Source organism: Stenotrophomonas sp. Pemsol (genome assembly GCF_003586545.1).
GTDB classification, from domain to species: Bacteria; Pseudomonadota; Gammaproteobacteria; order Xanthomonadales; family Xanthomonadaceae; genus Stenotrophomonas; species Stenotrophomonas sepilia.
Genome location: NZ_CP025780.1, coordinates 355967 through 374232, shown reverse-complemented (window position 1 = coordinate 374232; position 18266 = coordinate 355967). Strand labels below are relative to the sequence as shown.

Annotated in this window: 15 protein-coding genes and 1 pseudogene; 1 reads left to right on the top strand and 15 read right to left on the bottom strand. The window is 67.7% G+C overall.

Annotation, left to right across the window (positions count from 1 at the left end):
• Positions 1-171: 171 nt before the first annotated feature.
• Positions 172-1128, bottom strand: coding sequence for a M23 family metallopeptidase (locus tag PEM_RS01650; RefSeq protein ID WP_053498833.1), 957 nt, complete (start codon positions 1126-1128; stop codon positions 172-174).
• Positions 1129-1140: 12 nt separating this feature from the next.
• On the opposite strand from PEM_RS01650, the gene PEM_RS01645 reads away from it, so the two are divergent.
• The gene (locus PEM_RS01645; protein ID WP_049413132.1) at positions 1141-1590 is read left to right on the top strand and encodes a DUF721 domain-containing protein; all 450 of its coding nucleotides are present in this window, start codon (positions 1141-1143) and stop codon (positions 1588-1590) included.
• Positions 1591-1871: 281 nt separating this feature from the next.
• Here PEM_RS01645 and lpxC read toward each other — a convergent pair whose 3' ends face one another.
• The 14 genes and pseudogenes from lpxC to rsmH all read right to left on the bottom strand — a co-directional run bounded on the left by lpxC (position 1872) and on the right by rsmH (position 18254).
• A complete protein-coding gene (gene lpxC / locus PEM_RS01640) occupies positions 1872-2783 on the bottom strand; it encodes a UDP-3-O-acyl-N-acetylglucosamine deacetylase (protein ID WP_005415298.1) in 912 nt (303 codons plus the stop codon).
• Between the two features lie 205 nt (positions 2784-2988).
• On the bottom strand, positions 2989-4224 hold the full coding sequence (gene ftsZ, locus PEM_RS01635; protein WP_005415297.1) for a cell division protein FtsZ: 1236 nt from the start codon (positions 4222-4224) through the stop codon (positions 2989-2991).
• Between the two features lie 169 nt (positions 4225-4393).
• Positions 4394-5629: a cell division protein FtsA gene (ftsA, locus tag PEM_RS01630; protein ID WP_005408083.1), complete on the bottom strand. Its 1236-nt coding sequence runs from the start codon at positions 5627-5629 to the stop codon at positions 4394-4396.
• Positions 5630-5700: 71 nt separating this feature from the next.
• Positions 5701-6375: pseudogene (locus PEM_RS01625) on the bottom strand (cell division protein FtsQ/DivIB); the annotation flags it as partial.
• Positions 6372-7334 (bottom strand): D-alanine--D-alanine ligase, encoded by a 963-nt coding sequence (locus PEM_RS01620; protein ID WP_005415295.1) that lies wholly within the window; start codon positions 7332-7334, stop codon positions 6372-6374. The pseudogene PEM_RS01625 and the gene PEM_RS01620, both read right to left, overlap by 4 nt.
• Complete coding sequence (murC, locus tag PEM_RS01615) at positions 7331-8767, bottom strand: UDP-N-acetylmuramate--L-alanine ligase (protein ID WP_005415294.1); 1437 nt, start codon at positions 8765-8767, stop codon at positions 7331-7333. The genes PEM_RS01620 and murC overlap by 4 nt, the downstream gene beginning before the upstream one ends.
• Before the next feature lie 40 nt (positions 8768-8807).
• Complete coding sequence (gene murG / locus PEM_RS01610) at positions 8808-9896, bottom strand: undecaprenyldiphospho-muramoylpentapeptide beta-N-acetylglucosaminyltransferase (protein ID WP_111128375.1); 1089 nt, start codon at positions 9894-9896, stop codon at positions 8808-8810.
• The gene (gene ftsW, locus PEM_RS01605; RefSeq protein ID WP_005415292.1) at positions 9893-11212 is read right to left on the bottom strand and encodes a putative lipid II flippase FtsW; all 1320 of its coding nucleotides are present in this window, start codon (positions 11210-11212) and stop codon (positions 9893-9895) included. Before ftsW ends, murG begins: the two co-directional genes overlap by 4 nt.
• 1 nt (position 11213) lies before the next feature.
• Complete coding sequence (gene mraY / locus PEM_RS01600) at positions 11214-12299, bottom strand: phospho-N-acetylmuramoyl-pentapeptide-transferase (RefSeq protein WP_005415291.1); 1086 nt, start codon at positions 12297-12299, stop codon at positions 11214-11216.
• Positions 12289-13683, bottom strand: a complete 1395-nt coding sequence (murF, locus tag PEM_RS01595) for a UDP-N-acetylmuramoyl-tripeptide--D-alanyl-D-alanine ligase (protein ID WP_005415290.1) — start codon at positions 13681-13683, stop codon at positions 12289-12291. Before murF ends, mraY begins: the two co-directional genes overlap by 11 nt.
• Complete coding sequence (locus tag PEM_RS01590; RefSeq protein ID WP_065178759.1) at positions 13680-15188, bottom strand: UDP-N-acetylmuramoyl-L-alanyl-D-glutamate--2,6-diaminopimelate ligase; 1509 nt, start codon at positions 15186-15188, stop codon at positions 13680-13682. Before PEM_RS01590 ends, murF begins: the two co-directional genes overlap by 4 nt.
• Positions 15185-17029 (bottom strand): penicillin-binding transpeptidase domain-containing protein, encoded by a 1845-nt coding sequence (locus PEM_RS01585; protein WP_005415287.1) that lies wholly within the window; start codon positions 17027-17029, stop codon positions 15185-15187. The genes PEM_RS01590 and PEM_RS01585 overlap by 4 nt, the downstream gene beginning before the upstream one ends.
• Entirely contained in the window at positions 17026-17289 is a 264-nt protein-coding gene (gene ftsL, locus PEM_RS01580; protein WP_005415286.1) for a cell division protein FtsL, read from the bottom strand. Before ftsL ends, PEM_RS01585 begins: the two co-directional genes overlap by 4 nt.
• Positions 17286-18254: a 16S rRNA (cytosine(1402)-N(4))-methyltransferase RsmH gene (gene rsmH / locus PEM_RS01575; RefSeq protein ID WP_012479154.1), complete on the bottom strand. Its 969-nt coding sequence runs from the start codon at positions 18252-18254 to the stop codon at positions 17286-17288. Before rsmH ends, ftsL begins: the two co-directional genes overlap by 4 nt.
• Positions 18255-18266 lie beyond the last annotated feature (12 nt).

The window sequence follows — 18266 nt, the reverse complement described above, 5'->3', positions numbered from 1 at the left end:
TCAACCCTTTGGCGGCAATGGCATCCGAACATTCCCGGTAGTGCCGGCCGCTGGCCGGCAATCCGCGATGCTGCCGAAATCCATGAGGTTGCCGGCCAGCGGCCGGCACTACCAGATCAACCACATCGGGTCAGAGCCCTTCCGCAGCGCGGAAGGGATCCGACCCGCGCATCAGCCGCGGCTGACGCGGCCGACCGGCGTGTTGCCGCCGTCGCCGAGGAACTTGCGCGGGTTGACCACGTTGCCGTTCTCCCACACCTCGAAGTGCACGTGGGCACCGGTCGAACGGCCGGTGGAACCGGCCTTGGCCACTTCCTGGCCGGCACGGACCAGGTCGCCGGCCTTCACCACCAGGCGCGAATTGTGCGCGTAGCGGGTGACATAGCCATTGCCATGGTCGACATCGACGACATTTCCGTAGCCGCCCTTCACGCCGGCGAAGCTGACCACGCCCTCGGCCACGGCCATCACCGGGTCACCGACCTTTGCGTGGAAGTCCATGCCCTTGTGGGTGGCGGCGCCGCGGCCGAACGGGTCGGCACGGGTGCCGAAGCCGGAGGTCACGTAGCTGTTGCGGATCGGCATGCGCGACGGCACGGCGTTCTGCTGCAGCTGGTGGTCGAACATCAGCGATTCCATCACCGACAGCTGGCGGCCTGAAGCAGCGAAGCGCTGCTCCAGCACCTGTAAGTCGGCGTTGACGTCCTTGACCGGGATGTCGCTGGTCGGGCCGCCTGCGTCACCGTCACCGAGGCCGGGGGTCTCGTTGAAGTCGAACTCGCCGTCCTCCAGCTTGCCCATCTGGGTCAGCCGTTCGCCGAGGGCGTTGAGGCGGGTCGCCTGGGCCTGCAGCTCGCCGAGGCGAGCCGCCAGCGCATTGACCTGGGTCTGCGCATCGCGCTTTACCTTGGCCAGCTCCGCATCCTGGCGCTCGACCTTGGCCTGCAGCCGGGAATCATTCAGCGCGCTGGCGCCAATGCCGCCAGCAAGGCCGATAATGCAGCCTACCCCGAGCACGCTGCCCAGCAGGGCGCGGGGGCGGTCCTCGAAATAGAACCGCAAACGCGTGATCGGCGACGATTTGGCCTGTCCTTCACGCGTTTTGATTACGATCTTTTTGAATGCCATCAGTGAGTTTTCATGTCTGAGCCGAAATCCAGCGTTCGCCCCGCGTCGGCACCGAAACCGGCGCTGGATGCGGTAATGGCGGACAAAAGCGGGAACCCGCTGCGGCGTGCCCTGTGGCTCGACGCGCTGGACCGTCAGTTGCGCCCCCAGTTGCCGCCACCTCTGCGCAGCCGTTGCCGGCTGGCCAATGTGGACGGGGAACACCTCGTTTTTCTCGTCGAGTCCCCGGTCTGGCATGCCAAGTTGCGGCTTGCCGAAGCCCAGCTGCTCGACGCGGCCCGTTCCATCGGGCTGAAGGCCACCAGGGTGACCATCAAGACTGCGTCTCCCACTCCCACGCGCTCCCCAGCGCTCGACAACCGGAATGGACCCCACGCAGTTTCAGCCGCCACGCACAAAGGGCTACGCGACGCCTTGGCTTGCCTGCAGGACGTTCCTTCGAAGCCGAAGAAGCGGTCCTGACGACAACGGAGCATCCGGCTCCGCTCCCCGTCGCGCGTGTCACCACGGCGTGAAACATTTCGGGGGCCGGGTCGCATCCTAGCGGCCATCCGGGGGCCTGTCGTTAGATTGTTGTTAAAACTGCGTTAAATTCAGGCTTCTGATCCAACAGGTTCACAAAACCGTGACCTTGAACCAGCCTTGACGTCTTTCAAGCACGCTGAATGCGTCGGCGACGGAGGAAACAAGAACGCCGCCCAGGAAGGCGGCGTTCTTATCTTTAAATTCAACAACCTATGGAATCAGGCGTACGCCGGAGTGGCGTATTCCACCGGATCCGGGGTGGCCGGCGAGTCGAAGCTGACCCATTCCCAGGCACTGGCATCGGCCATCAGGGCCCGCACCAGCTTGTTGTTGAGCGCGTGGCCGGACTTGAAGCCTTCGTAGGCACCCAACACCTGGCCACCGGCCAGATAGAGGTCGCCGATGGCGTCAAGGATCTTGTGGCGCACGAATTCGTCGGCGTAGCGCAAGCCGTCTTCGTTGAGCACGCGGAACTCGTCCAGCACGATGGCGTTGTCCATCGAACCGCCCAGACCCAGGTTGCGCTCGCGCATGTACTCCAGGTCGCGCATGAAACCAAAGGTGCGCGCGCGGGAGATTTCCTTGGTGTAGGCCAGCGTCGAGAACTCGATTTCCTGGCGCGACTGCTTGGCCGGAATCATCGGGTGGTTGAACTGGATGGTGAAACCCAGCTTGTAACCCTCGTACGGAGTGAAGCGGGCCACCTTGTCGCCCTCGGTCACTTCCACAGTCTTCAGCACGCGGATGAAGCGCTTGGGCGCATCCTGTTCCACGATGCCTGCCGACTGCAGCAGGAACACGAACGGGCCGGCCGAACCGTCCATGATCGGCAGCTCGGCCGAGGACAGCTCGACGATGATGTTGTCCACACCCAGGCCGGCCAGCGCCGACATCAGGTGTTCGACGGTCTGGATCTTGGCGTCGTTGCAGGTCAGGCCGGTGCACAGGGTCACTTCGGTGACCAGTTCGGCCTTGGCCGGCACTTCCACCACCGGGTCCAGGTCCACGCGGCGGAACACGATGCCATGGTTGACCGGTGCCGGGCGCAGGGTCATGTAGACCTTGTCACCACTATGCAGGCCAACGCCGGTGGCGCGGATCGTGTTCTTGAGGGTGCGTTGCTGGATCATGGGGATGGACCGGAAGTGACACATTAGATTAACACGCGCACTCCCCTACCCTGGCTGAAACGCCAGTGACAGCCACCGGCAGGACACACCGGCACGCCGCTGGGAAAGCGCGTGAAGCAGGGCGGCCGGGCCCATCCTGGCCCGGCGCCCGCATTTTCAGGACATGGTGGCGCAACCCGGGGAGGACAACCCCGGGCCGCCCCGCTTAGTCCGCCTGGCGGCGCAGGAAGGCCGGGATGTCCAGGTAGTCGTTCGGCAGTTCCGCCGCTGCCGGGGCCGAAGCCGCCGGGGCCGACGGGGCCGACGCCGCCGCGGTATCGCTGCTGGCGCGACGCAGGCCCAGGCCCATGCCGCCCACGGCCTTGGACACGGCGTCGCCGCCGTTGTCGAACTCGCCGAACTCCGGCTGGCCGGTGGTGGCGTTGCGGACCAGCTTGATCGGTGCACGCTCGCCCGGACGCTGGGTCTTGCTGGCCGAGACGCGGTTCAGGCCAGTGGCCACGACGGTCACGCGCACTTCGTCCTGCATGTCCGGGTCCAGCACGGTGCCGACCACGACGGTGGCGTCTTCCGAAGCGAAACCGTCGATGGTGCGGCCGATCTCGTCGAACTCGGCCATGGTGAAGTCGGCGCCGGCGGTGATGTTGACCAGGATGCCGTTGGCACCGGCCAGGTTCACATCGTCCAGCAGCGGGTTCTGGATCGCCGATTCGGCAGCGGCCTGGGCGCGGTCATCGCCCCGTGCGGTGCCGGTACCCATCATCGCCAGGCCCATTTCGGACATGACGGTGCGCACGTCGGCGAAGTCGACGTTGATCAGGCCCGGACGCACGATCAGGTCGGCGATGCCCTGCACGGCGCCCTGCAGCACGTCGTTGGCGGCGCGGAAGGCCTGGATCATGGTCGCGTTGCGACCCAGCACGGTGATCAGCTTCTCGTTCGGGATCGTGATCAGCGAGTCGCAGTGCTGGCTCAGTTCCTCGATGCCCTTCAGCGCCACCTGCATGCGGCGACGGCCTTCGAACGGGAACGGCTTGGTGACCACGGCCACGGTCAGGATGCCCATTTCCTTGGCCAGCTGCGCCACCACCGGCGCAGCGCCGGTGCCGGTGCCGCCGCCCATGCCGGCGGTGATGAACACCATGTCCGCGCCCTGCAGCGCGTCCATGATGCGCTCACGGTCTTCCAGCGCGGCCTGGCGGCCGACTTCCGGGTTCGCGCCTGCGCCCAGGCCCTTGGTCACGTTGGTACCCAGCTGCAGCTGCAGCTTGGCACCACAATTCTTGATGGCCTGCGAGTCGGTGTTGGCGGTGATGAACTCCACGCCGTCCACCGCCGAGTTGACCATGTGCGCCACGGCATTGCCGCCGCCGCCGCCCACGCCAACCACCTTGATCACCGCATTGGGTGCCATCTTTTCGATCAGTTCAAAATGCGCCATGTCCGTGTCCTCGTTGTATCCGCTTGTCGGTGGCATGGACGGTCGGGCCTCCTGCCTTCGCGTGTCATGTTGCCGTTGCGGCTGTGTGGGTTGTGTAGTGCGTTGTTGCGTTGTGATGCGGGTACTGCGGGTGTTGCGCCGGGCCGGGCCCGGAGTTACGGGTTCCGCGTCAGAACTCGCCGCGGAACCAGGTCTTGAGCTTCTTGAACATGCTTCCAGCGCGCCCGGTCGGCAGCGACGGTCGCCGCGGGTGCTCGATCTGGCTGCCCATCAGCAGCAGGCCCACGCCGGTGGCGTGCACCGGGTTGCCGACCACTTCGCCCAGGCCGGTGACGTGCTGCGGGATGCCCACGCGCACCGGCATCTGCAGCATTTCCTCGGCCAGTTCGACCACGCCTTCCATCTTCGATGCGCCCCCGGTCAGCACCATGCCGGCGCGCACCAGTTCCTCGAAGCCGGAGCGGCGCAGTTCGGCCTGCACCATCTCGAAGATCTCCTCGTAGCGACCCTGCACGGCCTGCGCCAGCGAATGGCGCGGCATGCGGCGCGGCGGGCGGTCGCCGACCGACGGCACCTGGATGCTCTCCTCGGCCGTGGCCAGCTGGGCCAGAGCGCAGGCATAGCGCACCTTGATCTGCTCGGCTTCCGGGGTCGGCGTGCGCAGCATGTGCGCGATATCGTTGGTCACGTGGTCGCCGGCGATCGGCAGCGAGGCGGTGTGGCAGATCGCGCCCTGCACGAACACCGCGATGTCGGTGGTACCGGCGCCCATGTCGACCAGCACCACGCCCAGCTCGCGCTCGTCGGCGGTCAGCACCGCCACGCTGGAGGCCAGCGAGGACAGCACCAGGTCGTCCACCTGCAGGCCGCAGCGCTGCACGCACTTGCTGATGTTGGCCGCCGCCGACTGCGCGCACACCACCAGGTGCGCATGTACCTCCAGGCGCACGCCGGTCATGCCGACCGGGTTGCGGATGCCCTCCTGCGAATCGTCCAGCACGTACTCGCGCGGAATCGCGTGCAGGATCTTCTGGTCGGCCGGGATCGCCACCGCCTTGGCTGCGTCGAGCACGCGATCCAGGTCGCCCCAGGTCACTTCACCGTCGCGGATCGGCACGATGCCCGGCGAGTTCTTGCACTGCACGTGGTTGCCGGAGATCGAGGCGTACACCGAACGGATCTCGCAGCCGGCCATCAGCTCGGCTTCTTCCACCGCACGCTGGATCGACTGCACGGTCGATTCGATGTCCACCACCACGCCACGCTTCAGCCCGCGCGATTCGTGCGAGCCGATGCCGATCACTTCGATCGGGTTGCCCGGCGAATACTCGCCCACCAGCGCCACCACCTTGGAGGTGCCGATGTCCAGGCCAACGATCAGCGATTTGTCACCCTTGCGATTCATGTCCTTTCCTGCGTGCTTCTGGCCGGGGTCGCCGGCGTTTTCGCCGGCGTGGCCGGGGTACCCCAGCTCAGCGTGAAACCATTGGTGTAACGGAGGTCGGCGCGCTCGATCGGCGCGTCCTGGCGGTTGAGCTGCGGCAGCACCTTGACGAAGCGCTGCATGCGCGAGCGCGCGTCGTCACGGCCGACCACCACTTCGGTGCCGTTGCTCAGTACCAGCGACCAGCTGCCGCGTGCATCCATCGTCACCCGGCGCACGTCGACGCCGGCCGGTGCGAACAAGGCACGCGAGTCGCTGTACAGCTTCATCACTTCCTGGGTCTGGCTGTCCGGGCCATCCAGCTCCGGCAGTTCCAGGTCGGACAGCTTCTTCGGCGTGGGGAACAGCTTGCCCTGCTCGGAGACCAGGCGGTCGTTGCCCCAGCGTGCGAACGGCTTGTGCTCGACCAGGGTCACTTCCAGCACGTCCGGCCACTGCTTGCGTACCTGCGCGCTTTCCACCCACGGCAGCTTTTCCAGCGCGTCCTGCGCATCCTGCAGCTTGACCGCGAAGAACCCGGCGCGCGCGTACGGCAGCAGCACCTGCTGCAGCTGCTCGGCCGGTACCCGCTTGAACTCGCCATGCACGCGCAGCTTCGCCAGCGGCCAGCGCTCGGCGCCGACCCAGCCATTGACCACGGCCACCACCGGCAGTGCAACCACCGACAGTGCCAACAGCCAGACGAAGATGCGCAGCAGCGCGTTCATGCGTGCGTGGCCTCCAGGGTCTGTTCCAGCACGCGCCACACCAGTTCCTCGAAACCGATGCCGGCCTGGCGGGCCGCCTTGGGTACCAGCGAATGGCTGGTCATGCCCGGCGCGGTGTTCACTTCCAGCAGGAAGAAACGGCCGCTGGCGCGGTCACGCATCACGTCCACGCGGCCCCAGCCACGGCAGCCGGCGGCGCGGAATGCGGCCAGCGCGATGCGGCGGATCTCGTCTTCGTCGCTACCGTCCAGGCCCGGGCACAGGTACTGGGTGTCCTCGGCGATGTACTTGGCGTTGTAGTCGTACCACTGGCCCTTGGGCACGATGCGGATCGACGGCAGGGCAACGTCGCCAAGGATGGCCACGGTCAGCTCATCGCCCACCACCATCTGTTCCATCAGCAACTGGCCGTCGTAGCGCGCGGCCAGGGCCACGGCCTCGTCCAGGCCAGCCTCGTCGGTGACCCGGCTGATGCCCACGCTGGAGCCTTCGTTGGCCGGCTTCACCACCACCGGCAGGCCCAGCTCTGCCGCCAGTGCATGCACCGTGGACGCGTCGACCTTCCGGTACTGCGGCGTTGGCAGGCCCAGCGACAGCCACACCTGCTTGGTGCGGATCTTGTCCATGCTCAGCGCCGAACCCAGCACGTCCGAGCCGGTGTACGGCACGCCGAAGGCGTCCATCAGGCCCTGCACGATGCCGTCCTCACCGCCACCGTTGTGGCCATGCAGGATGTTGAACACGCGGTCGATGCCACCGGCGGCGAGCGCGCTGGCCAGCGCCGGAATGCCATCGACGGCGAACGCATCGACGCCGCGCGACTGCAGGGCTTCGAGCACGTTGCGGCCCGAATCCAGCGACACCTCGCGTTCGCTGGAACTGCCGCCGAGCAGCACGGCGACGCGGCCGAACACGGCCGGGTCGGTCACGCGCAGCGGCGGGAAAGTCAGCGCGCTCACGCCTGGCCCTCCCCCTGGAAGCCTTCCACCGCGATATGGGCGGCCACGGCACCGATATCGCCGGCCCCCATCATCAGCAGCAGGTCACCGTCCTGCAGCACGTCCGGCAGCACGCTGGCCAGCTCGGCGGCCTTGCCCACCACCACCGGCTCGCTGCGGCCACGCGCGCGGATGGCGCGGGCCAGCGCATGCGAGTCGGCACCGGCAATGGGTTCCTCACCGGCCGGATAGACCTCGCTCAGCACCAGCGCGTCGACGCTGGACAGCACCGCGGCAAACTTGTCGAACTGGTCACGGGTGCGGCTGTAGCGGTGCGGCTGGAAGGCCACCACCAGTCGCTTGTCAGCCCAGCCGCCGCGGGCGGCGGCGAACACCGCCTCCAGCTCGCTCGGGTGATGGCCGTAGTCGTCGATGATGCGCACCTTGGCACCGCTGGCGGTGGTCACTTCGCCCAGGTCATTGAAGCGGCGGCCGACACCGGCGAAGCCTTCCAGCGCGCGCGCGATGGCGTCCGGTGCCACGCCCAGCTGCCAGCCCACCGCGGCGGCGGCCAGCGCGTTGAGTACGTTGTGCCTGCCCGGCAGCGCCAGCACCACTTCCTGGCTGGTGCCCTGCGGCAGGCGCAGGGTGAAGCGCATGCGCGATCCTTCCTGCACCACGTTCTCGGCGCGCACGTCGGCCTGCGGGCTCATGCCGTAGCTCATCACGTGGCGCGGGGTCCTGGCGGCCAGCGCGGCCACTTCCGGATCGTCGATGCACAGCACCGCCAGGCCGTAGAACGGCAGGCGCTGCAGGAATTCGGCGAACGCCGCCTGCACGCGGGCAAAGTCGTTGCCGTAGTTTTCCAGGTGGTCGGCGTCAATGTTCGTGATGATCGACATCAGCGGGTTCAGGCGCAGGAAGCTGCCATCGCTTTCGTCGGCCTCGGCCACCAGCCACTGCCCACCGCCCAGTTTGGCGTTGGCACCGGCAGCCAGCAGCTGGCCACCGATCACGAACGTCGGGTCCAGGCCACCTTCGCTCAGCACCGCTGCGGTCAGGCTGGTGGTGGTGGTCTTGCCATGGGTACCGGCCACGGCGATGCCGCGGCGGAAGCGCATCAGCTCGGCCAGCATCGCCGCGCGCGGCATGATCGGAATGCGCTGGCTTCGCGCTTCCATCAGTTCCGGGTTGTCTTCGCGGATGGCACTGGAGACCACCACGCAGTCGGTGCCCAGCACGTTGGCTGCCGAGTGGCCGCGCATGATGCGCGCTCCCAGGCTGGCCAGGCGGCGGGTTGCCACGTTGTCGGCGTTGTCCGAGCCGGACACTTCGTAGCCCAGCGTCAGCATCACTTCGGCGATGCCACTCATGCCGGTGCCACCGATGCCGACGAAATGCACGCGCGGGAACGCGCGCACCAGGTCGTTGGTGTCGTGCAGGCGACGGATCATGCGCGGCCTCGCGCAGGGCAGGCGCGGTGGCATGCCTTCTTCATACAGCTTCCTCGAGAATGATATCGGCGATGCGCTCGGCGGCATCGACCTTGGCCAGGGCACGCGCGGCTTGCGCCATCTGCATGCGGCGGGCGGGATTTTCGGACAGATCGCGCAGCAGTGCGGCAATGCCGTCGGCCAGCGTTCCGTCCTGCTTCAGCAACACCGCCGCGCCGCGCTCGACCAGGTACTCCGCATTGCGGGTCTGGTGATCGTCGACGGCAGCGGGGAATGGCACCAGCACGCTGCCGACGCCGGCCGCGCACAGCTCGGCCAGGGTCGACGCACCGGAGCGGCACACGACCAGATCGGCCCAGGCGAAGGCCTCGGCCATGTCGGCGATGAACGGGGTGATTTCCGCCTGCACGCCGGCCTTGGCATACGCCTCGACCGCCTCGGCATGCATCTTCTCGCCACTCTGGTGGCGCACCTGGACCGGCACGCCGGCACCCAGCGCGGCAATCGCCTGCGGCACGCCGGCATTGAGTGCGCGCGCACCCTGGCTGCCGCCCACCACCAGCACGCGCAGCGGGCCGTTGCGGTCGGCGAAGCGCTGTTCCGGCGGCGCAATGGCGGCGATCTCCGCACGCACAGGGTTGCCGACGAACTCCTCGCGCTGGGCGAAGGTACCCGGGAAGCCGGTCAGCAGCCGGCGCGCATAGCGCGACAGGATGCGGTTGGTCAGGCCCGGTGCACGGTTCTGCTCATGCACGATCAGCGGCATCCGGTGCAGGCGCGTAGCCATGCCACCCGGGCCGGAGGCGAAGCCACCGAAGGCCACCACCGCACGCGGCTGGCGCTTGCGGATGATCATGCCGGCCGCGCGCAGCGCGCGCATCAGCCGCCATGGCGCCGCCAGCAGCGCCAGCTTGCCCTTGCCGCGCAGGCCGGTGATCGCCAGCGTGTCGATGGCGATGTCGTGCTGCGGCACCAGGCGGGTTTCCATCGCGCCTTCGGCGCCCATCCAGGTGACCGGCACGCCACGCTCGCGCAGCACGCGGGCCACGGCCAGGCCGGGGAAGATGTGACCGCCGGTACCACCGGCCAGGATCATCACCGGGCGCACCTTCTCGTTGGCTGCACTCATGACAGCCTCCCGAAGGTCGGTTCGATGCGCGACTGCAGGCGGCTGGTGCCGCGCGCTGCGTTCGCCGCAGCGGCAGCCGTCGGCTCGGCGCTCGCCGGCACGCTGGCGGCCACCGGCGTGGCGGCGGCGTCCATCGGCTCGGCAGCCGTTTCTTCGGCGCCACCGATGCGCACGGCCTGGCGACGCTCGGCGCGCTTGAGCTCATAGGACACGCGCAGCAGCAGGCCCATCGCCACGCAGGTCATCAGCACCGACGAGCCGCCGGAGGAGATCAGCGGCAGAGTCAGGCCCTTGGTCGGCAGGATACCCAGGTTCACGCCGATCGAAACGAAGGTCTGCATGCTGATCCACAGGCCGATGCCGAAGGCGATGTAGCCGGAGAAGTGGCGCTTCATTTCCACGCAGCGCATGCCCAGCCAGAAGGTACGGCCGACCAGCAGCGCGTACAGCGCCACGATCACGCAGGTACCCAGGAAACCGAATTCCTCAGCGGTGACCGAGAAGATGAAGTCGGTATGCGCTTCCGGCAGGTAGTAGAGCTTCTGCACCGAATTGCCCAGGCCGACGCCGGTCCACTCGCCACGGCCCACCGCCATCAGCGCGTTGGACAGCTGGTAGCCGTCGCCCTGCTGGTCGGCCCACGGGTCCAGGAACGAGGTGATGCGGCGCATGCGGTACGGCTCGATGATCGCCAGCGCGCTCATGCCGACCAGGCCGATGACCACCGGCATCGACATGCGCGGCATGTTCACCCCGCCCAGCACCAGCATGCCGGCGGTGATCGCCAGCAGCAGGGTCGAAGAACCAAAGTCCGGCTGCAGCAGCAGCAGCACCACCAGCGCACCGGCCACGCCCAGCGGCTTGAGCATCGCCGGCCAGGTCGCATTGACCTCGTCGCGGAAGCGCACCAGGTAGCTGGACAGCCAGACGATGTACAGCACCTTCACCGCCTCGACCGTCTGGAACTTGGAGATGCCCAGGTTGATCCAGCGGCGTGCGCCGTTGACCGTGCTGCCCAGGCCCGGCGCGAACACCGCCAGCAGCAGCACGAAGCAGCCCAGCAGCAGCATCTGGTTGTACTGCTCGATGGACTTCAGCTCGGTGCGGGCGGCGATGACCGCCAGCACGATACCCACCGCCAGGAAGATCAGGTGGCGGTTGAGGTAGTAGAACGGGCTGCTCATCAAGGCGATCGAGCTGGACGCCACCATCACCACGCCCACGCCGGTGAGCGCGATGATCGCGCCCAGCAGCCACTTGTCGTAGCTGCCTTCGATGGCTTCAAGGCGTGTTGCCTGGCGGGACAGGTCGTTCATCTCAGCGCACCTTCAACGTGGCCAGGCCGATCAGCACGAGCACGACGGAGATGATCCAGAAGCGCACGATCACGCGCGGCTCCGGCCAGCCCTTCAGTTCGAAATGGTGGTGGATCGGCGCCATGCGGAACACGCGCTTGCCGGTCAGCTTGAACGAGGCGACCTGGATCATCACCGACAGGGTTTCGATGACGAACACGCCGCCCATGATCACCAGCACCAGTTCCTGGCGGGTGATCACCGCGATGGTGCCCAGCACCGCACCCAGCGCCAGCGCGCCGATGTCGCCCATGAAGACCATGGCCGGATAGGTGTTGAACCACAGGAAGCCCAGGCCGGCTCCGGCGATGGCCGCGCAGATGATGACCAGCTCGCCGGCGCCCGGGATCTGCGGGATCTGCAGGTAGTTGGCGAACACCACGTTGCCCGAGGCATAGGCGAACACGCCCAGCGCGCAGGCCACCAGCACGGTCGGCATGATTGCCAGGCCGTCCAGGCCGTCGGTCAGGTTCACCGCGTTGGAGAAGCCGACGATCCAGAAGTAGGCGATGGCCACGAAGCCGATGCCGGCCAGCGGCAGCGCGACCGACTTGAACATCGGGATGTAGAAGGTCAGCGCTGCCGGCACGTCGGCCGTGTAGAACAGGAACAGGCCCGCGGCCAGGCCGAAGATCGACTGCAGCAGGTACTTCCAGCGCGACTTCAGGCCGTTCGGGTCACGGCGGACGATCTTGATCCAATCGTCATACCAGCCGATGGCGCCGAAGCACAGCATCACCGCCAGCACCAGCCACACGTAGCGGTTGCGCAGGTCGGCCCACATCAGCACCGACAGGGTGATGGTGAGCAGGATCAGCGAACCGCCCATGGTCGGCGTGCCGGCCTTGGAGAAATGGGTCTGCGGGCCGTCCTGGCGGATCGGCTGGCCGCCCTTGAACTGGGCGAGCTTGCGGATCATCGCCGGGCCAAGCCACAGCGACAGGAACAGGGCCGTCAGCGCGGCAAGGATGGCGCGGAACGTCTGGTAGTTGAACAGCCCGAACAGGCTCTCCAACTGCTGCAACCATCGAGCCAGTTCATACAACATGCGGGGATTCCTCTCCTTGCGCCAGCAGCGCTTTGACAATCGTGTCCATGGCGCTGCCACGGGAACCCTTGACCAGGCAGCGCACGCCGGCGTGCAGCTCGTCCTTCAGCGCCTGCGACAGCGCGTCGTGGGTGGCGAAATGACGGCCGCCGTCGCCGAAGGCGGTGGCGGCGGCGGCACTGAGCGGGCCCAGCGCGTACAGGCGCTTCAGGCCGGCGGCGCGTGCGCGGATGCCGGCCTGCGCATGCAGCGCCTCGGCGTCCGGGCCCAGCTCGCGCATGTCACCCAGCACCAGCCAGCCCTCTTCCGGGGCAGCGGCCAGGGCATCGATGGCCGCAGCCAGCGAGCCGGGATTGGCGTTGTAGCTGTCGTCCACCAGCACCGCGCCGTTGCGCAGCTGATGGGCAATCTGGCGTCCCGGTACCGGCTGCGCCTCGGCCAGACCGGCCGCAATCAGCGCCAGATCGACACCGGCCGCCAGCGCCAGGCTGGCGGCGGCCAGCGCATTGCTGACGTTGTGGCGACCCGGCAGGCCCAGCACCACGCGGGCTTCGCCGGTCGGGGCGACCAGGGTGAACTGGCTGCCCTGTGCACCGGCGCGGATGTCGCGCGCGGTCACGTCCGCCGAGTGTTCCAGCCCATAGCGCAGCACGCGGCAACGCTGCGGGCGACCGACAAAGTGCTGCTCGAACCAGCGGCCGTAGGCATCGTCGGCGTTGATCACCGCCACGCCATCGGCCGGCAGCGCGGCATAGATCGCGCCCTTGGTCACCGCCACGCCGAGCAGGCTGCCCATGCGTTCCAGGTGTGCCGGGGCAATGTTGTTGACCAGCGCATAGCGCGGGCGGGCGATGTCGGTCAGGTAGGCGATATCGCCAGGCTTGCCAGCGCCCATCTCGTAGACGGCGTAGTCGGCATCTTCCGGCGCGTCGATCACCGCCAGCGGCAGGCCGATCTCGTTGTTGCGGTTACCCGGGTTGGCGTAGACCACCTTGTGTGCGTGCTGGGCCACCTGCTGCAGGATCGACAGCAGCAGGCTCTTCACGCTGGTCTTGCCATTGCTGCCGGTGATCGCGAACACCTCGGTGCCACGGTCACGCTGCATGCCGGTGGCGATCTTCGCCAGTGCCAGCTCGCTGTCGGCCACCAGTACCTGCGGCAGCTCGATCGGCAGCAGCCGCTCGACCAGCAGCGCACTGGCACCGCGCGCCTGCGCGTCGGCAGCGAAGTCATGGCCGTCGAAACGCTCGCCGCGCAGCGCCACATACAGGCTGCCCGGGCCCAGGCTACGGGTGTCATTGCTGACTGCATCGATGGCCACGTCGTCGCCATGGATCTCGCCGCCGGCCCAGTGTGCGATCAGCGAAAGCAGGGTGCGCTTCATGCGGCGCCCTCCCCGGCCTTTGCCTGCAGAACACCGGCCTTGGCCGCCAGTGCAGCCGCAGCCACTTCGGTGTCGTCGAAGTCATGGCGCACGCCATTCACTTCCTGGTACGGCTCATGGCCCTTGCCGGCAATCAGGATGATGTCGCCGGCACCGGCACGCTTCACCGCCAGGCCGATCGCACGCGCGCGGTTGCGCTGCACGGTCACGGCATCGGCGTGCTGGAAGCCGGCCAGGATGTCGGCCACGATCACGTCGCCATCCTCGCCGCGCGGGTTGTCGTCGGTGACGATGACCTGGTTGGCCAGGCGCTCGGCAATCGCCGCCATCTGCGGACGCTTGCCGGTATCGCGCTCGCCACCGCAGCCGAACACGCAGAACAGCGTGCCCTGCAGATGGCCGTGCAGGCTGTCCAGCGCCTGCTCCAGCGCGTCCGGGGTATGGGCGTAATCGACCACCACGGTCGGCAGACCGTCTTCACCACCCAGGCGGTTCATGCGGCCACGGATCGGCTGCAGCGCCGACAGCACTTCGGCGATGCGCGGCAGCGGCTGGCCCTGCGCATGCAGAGTACCGGCCACGGCCAGCAGGTTGTCCACGTTGAAGCGGCCCAGCAGCGGCGACTGCACCGCAGCACGCTGGCCGTCGATGACCAGCTCGAAGGCAATGCCGCGTCCATCCAGTTGCAGCGCCTCGGCGCGCACGCTGGCGTCAGCGGCAGCGCGCGAGCTCAGGCCGATCGGTTGCACGCCAGCAGGCAGGCCAGCGAACAGCTGGCGACCGAAGGCGTCGTCCAGGTTGACCACCGCCGCCTTCAGGCCCGGGCGATGGAACAGCCGCGCCTTGGCCGCGCCGTAGCTGGCCATGTCACCGTGGTAGTCCAGATGATCGCGGGTGAGGTTGGTGAACACCGCCACGTCGTAGTGCACGGCATCCACGCGGCCCTGGTCCAGCGCGTGCGAGCTGACTTCCATCGCCACCGCGCGCGCACCGGCGTCGCGCAGCTGTGCCAGCAGCGCATGCATCTGCAGCACCAGCGGCGTGGTGAAACCAGTCGGCTCGACCGCACCATAAAGTCCGGCGCCCAACGTGCCGATACTGCCACTGGGCGTTCCGAGCAGGTGCCAGGCCTGGGCCAGCAGCTGCACGGTGGAGGTTTTGCCGTTGGTACCGGTCACGCCGACCATCGCCATCGCCCGCGACGGCGCGCCATGGAACTGGTCGGCCATCGCCCCCATGCGCGCCCGCAGGCCCGGCACGGCGATCGCATCGGCCGGCGCCGGCAGCTCGGCCGGTGCCGGTGGCTCGAACAGGATGACGCTGGCACCGGCCGCACGGGCCTGCTCGACAAAGCCCAGCCCATGCGCGCCGAAGCCGGCGATCGCGACGAAGGCATTGCCGGGGCGCACGGCGCGGCTGTCCAGTACCAGGCCGGTCAGAACGGGATCATGGCCCGCCAGGGCCACGTCCGGAAGCAACTGCGAAAGCAACATCGAAGGACTCATTGCGTGCCTCCCGTAACGGGCGGCGTCTGGGCTTGCGCGCTCGGCAGCGCAGCATCGAATTCAGCGGCGGCATCGACCGGCAGCGCGGTCTCGGCCGGCGGTGCGGGCAGGATCGAGGCCGAATGGCCGACCTTGCCCGACTGCTGTGCGGCCAGCCACGACTGCAGGTCATCCAGCGGCACGTCCATCAGGCGCAGGGTGCCTTCCATCACGTTGTGATAGACCGGCGCCGACACCAGGCCGCCGTAGAACTTGCCGGCCTGCGGATCGTTGATGACGATGACGGTGGCGAAGCGCGGGTTGGTGGCCGGCACCACGCCGGCGAACAGCGCGTTGTAATGCCCGCGCTCGTAACCGCCCGGGCCAGCCTTGCGTGCAGTGCCGGTCTTGCCGGCCACGCGGTAGCCCAGCACCGCCGCCTGCTTGGCGCCGCCCTGGGTGACCACCGTTTCCATCATCGCCACCACCTGCCTGGCGACGTTCTCGTCGATGATCTGCTGGCCTTCGTTGCGCTGGCCCTTGACGAAGGTCGGCGCGATCAGGCGCCCGCCGTTGGCCAGCGCCGAGTAGGCGGTGGCAATCTGCAGTGGCGTGACCGACAGGCCGTAGCCGTAGGACATGGTGGTCTTGGTGGTCCCCGACCAGCGCGCCGGACGCATCACCACACCAGCCGATTCACCCGGGAAGCCGCTGTGCGGCGCCGAGCCATAGCCGAAGCGGCGCACGCCGTCATAGAAGGTCTGGTCCGGCATCTTCGCCGCAACCTTGGCTGCACCCACGTTCGAACTGCGGGTGATCACGCCGGTCACGTTCAGCACGCCGTTGTTGCGTGGCACGTCGCGGATGGTGAAGCGACCCAGCGTCATGTAGCCCGGGTTGGTGTCGATGATGGTGTCCTTGGTCACCGCACCGGCCTGCAGCGCGGTGGCGATGGTCAGCGGCTTCATCGTCGAACCCGGCTCGACCAGGTCGGTCACCGCACGGTTGCGGCGCGTATCAGGGATCGCGCCGGTCAACGAATTCGGGTTGTAGGTCGGCAGGTTGACCATGGCCAGGATCTCGCCGGTGGTCACGTCCATGATCACCATTGAACCGCCGGCCGCCTTGTTGGCCACCAGCGCGTTGCGCAGCTCCTTGAAAGCCAGGTACTGGATGCGGCGGTCGATGCTGAGGGTCAGGTCCTTGCCCGGCTCAGCGGCACGCAGCAGATCGCTTTCGACGGTTTCCCCCTTGCGGTTGCGGATCACCCGCTTCGCACCGGGCTTGCCGCGCAGCCATTCGTCGAAGGCCAGTTCCAGGCCTTCCTGGCCGCGATCATCGATGTTGGTGAAGCCCAGCACGTGCGCCATCGCCTCACCCTGCGGGTAGAAGCGGCGGAACTCGCGCTGCGCGGCCACGCCCGGAATCTTCAGCGCGACCACCTTCTCTGCCTCGTCCGGATTGATCCGGCGACGCAGGTACATGAATTCCTTGTCCGACTTCTGCGACAGGCGGCTGCTCAGCTCATCCACCGACATGCCGACCGCCTGGGCCAGCTCGGGGATGCGTTCGGGCGAACGCAGCAGGTCCTGCGGGTTGACCCAGATCGAGGCAACCGGCGTGGACACCGCCAGCGGCTCGCCGTTGCGGTCGGTGATCATGCCGCGCGAAGTCTTGATCGGCAGCTCGCGCAGATAGCGGGCCTCGCCCTGGCGCTGGTAGAAGTCGCTGTTGATGATCTGCACGTAGGCCGCGCGGCCGACCAGCGACACCGAGCACAGGCCGAGCGCCAGCGCGACCCAGCGCAGGCGCTGGCGCAGGTTGAAGGCATTGCGTGGACGATTGCGACCGGCCTTGCTCATGGGCGCACCACCACGATGTCGGCGGCCTCGGGGAACTTCATGCCGAGCTTTTCGCGGGCGATGCGATCGACACGGTTGGCTTCGGCCAACGTGGCCTGCTCCAGCTGCAGGCGGCCGAATTCCAGGTTGATGTCATCGCGCTTGCGCTCGGCGCGCGACAGCTCGATGAACGTCTGCCGATGACGGTGACGCACGAACACGACGCCGATCGCCGAGGCCACGGTGCAGGCCAACAGGATGATCAGCAGCAACCGGCTCATGCGTCGGCCTCCCGCTTCTGGGCCACGCGCAGCACCGCGCTGCGGGCGCGCGGGTTGGCGGCCAGCTCTTCGTCGGTGGCCTTGATGGCCCCACCGATCAGGTCCAGCGTCGGCACGAACGCAACGGCCTCGGGCAGGCGGCGGTTGGCCGGTGGCGCCTTGGCCAGGCGGTTCATGTACTGCTTGACGATGCGGTCTTCCAGCGAATGGAAGCTGATCACCGCCAGACGGCCACCGGGCTTGAGCCTTTCCACCGCCGCATCGAGCCCCGCTTCCAGGTCTGCCAGCTCGCGGTTGATGTGGATGCGGATGGCCTGGAAGCTGCGCGTGGCCGGGTGGATCTTGTCCTTGCCACGCGGCATCACCGAGGCGATAAGCTCGGCCAGTTCGGCGGTGCGGGAGAACGGCTGCTTCTCGCGGCGGGCCACGATGGCGCGGGCGATGCGCCGGCTCTGCCGCTCTTCGCCGTAGGTCCACAGCACATCGGCGATCTCGCGCTCTTCCACGCGGTTGATCCACTGCGCGGCGCTTTCACCGCTGTCCGGGTCCATGCGCATGTCCAGCGGGCCGTCCTTGCCGAAGCTGAAGCCACGTTCGGCCACATCCAGCTGCGGCGACGACACGCCCAGGTCGAACAGCACGCCGTCCAGGCCTTCGGCCGTGGCATCCCACTGCAGCAGCTGGGCGAAGCTGCCACGGAAGATGGACACGCGCGGATCCGGCGCGAAATCGCGCTCGGCAACGGCGATGGCTTCCGGATCCTTGTCCATGACCAGCAGGCGCCCCTCGGGACCGAGCTGGGTAAGCACGCCACGTGCATGACCGCCACGACCGAACGTGCCATCCAGATAACGTCCGTTTTCGATCACCCTCAGGCCTTCAAGGACCTGGGTGTACAGGACCGGCAGGTGCACCGCCGGCGACTGCGACACCGGAAGGTGACCGGTCTGCGCTTCTGGGCGCATCCGGGCACCCCG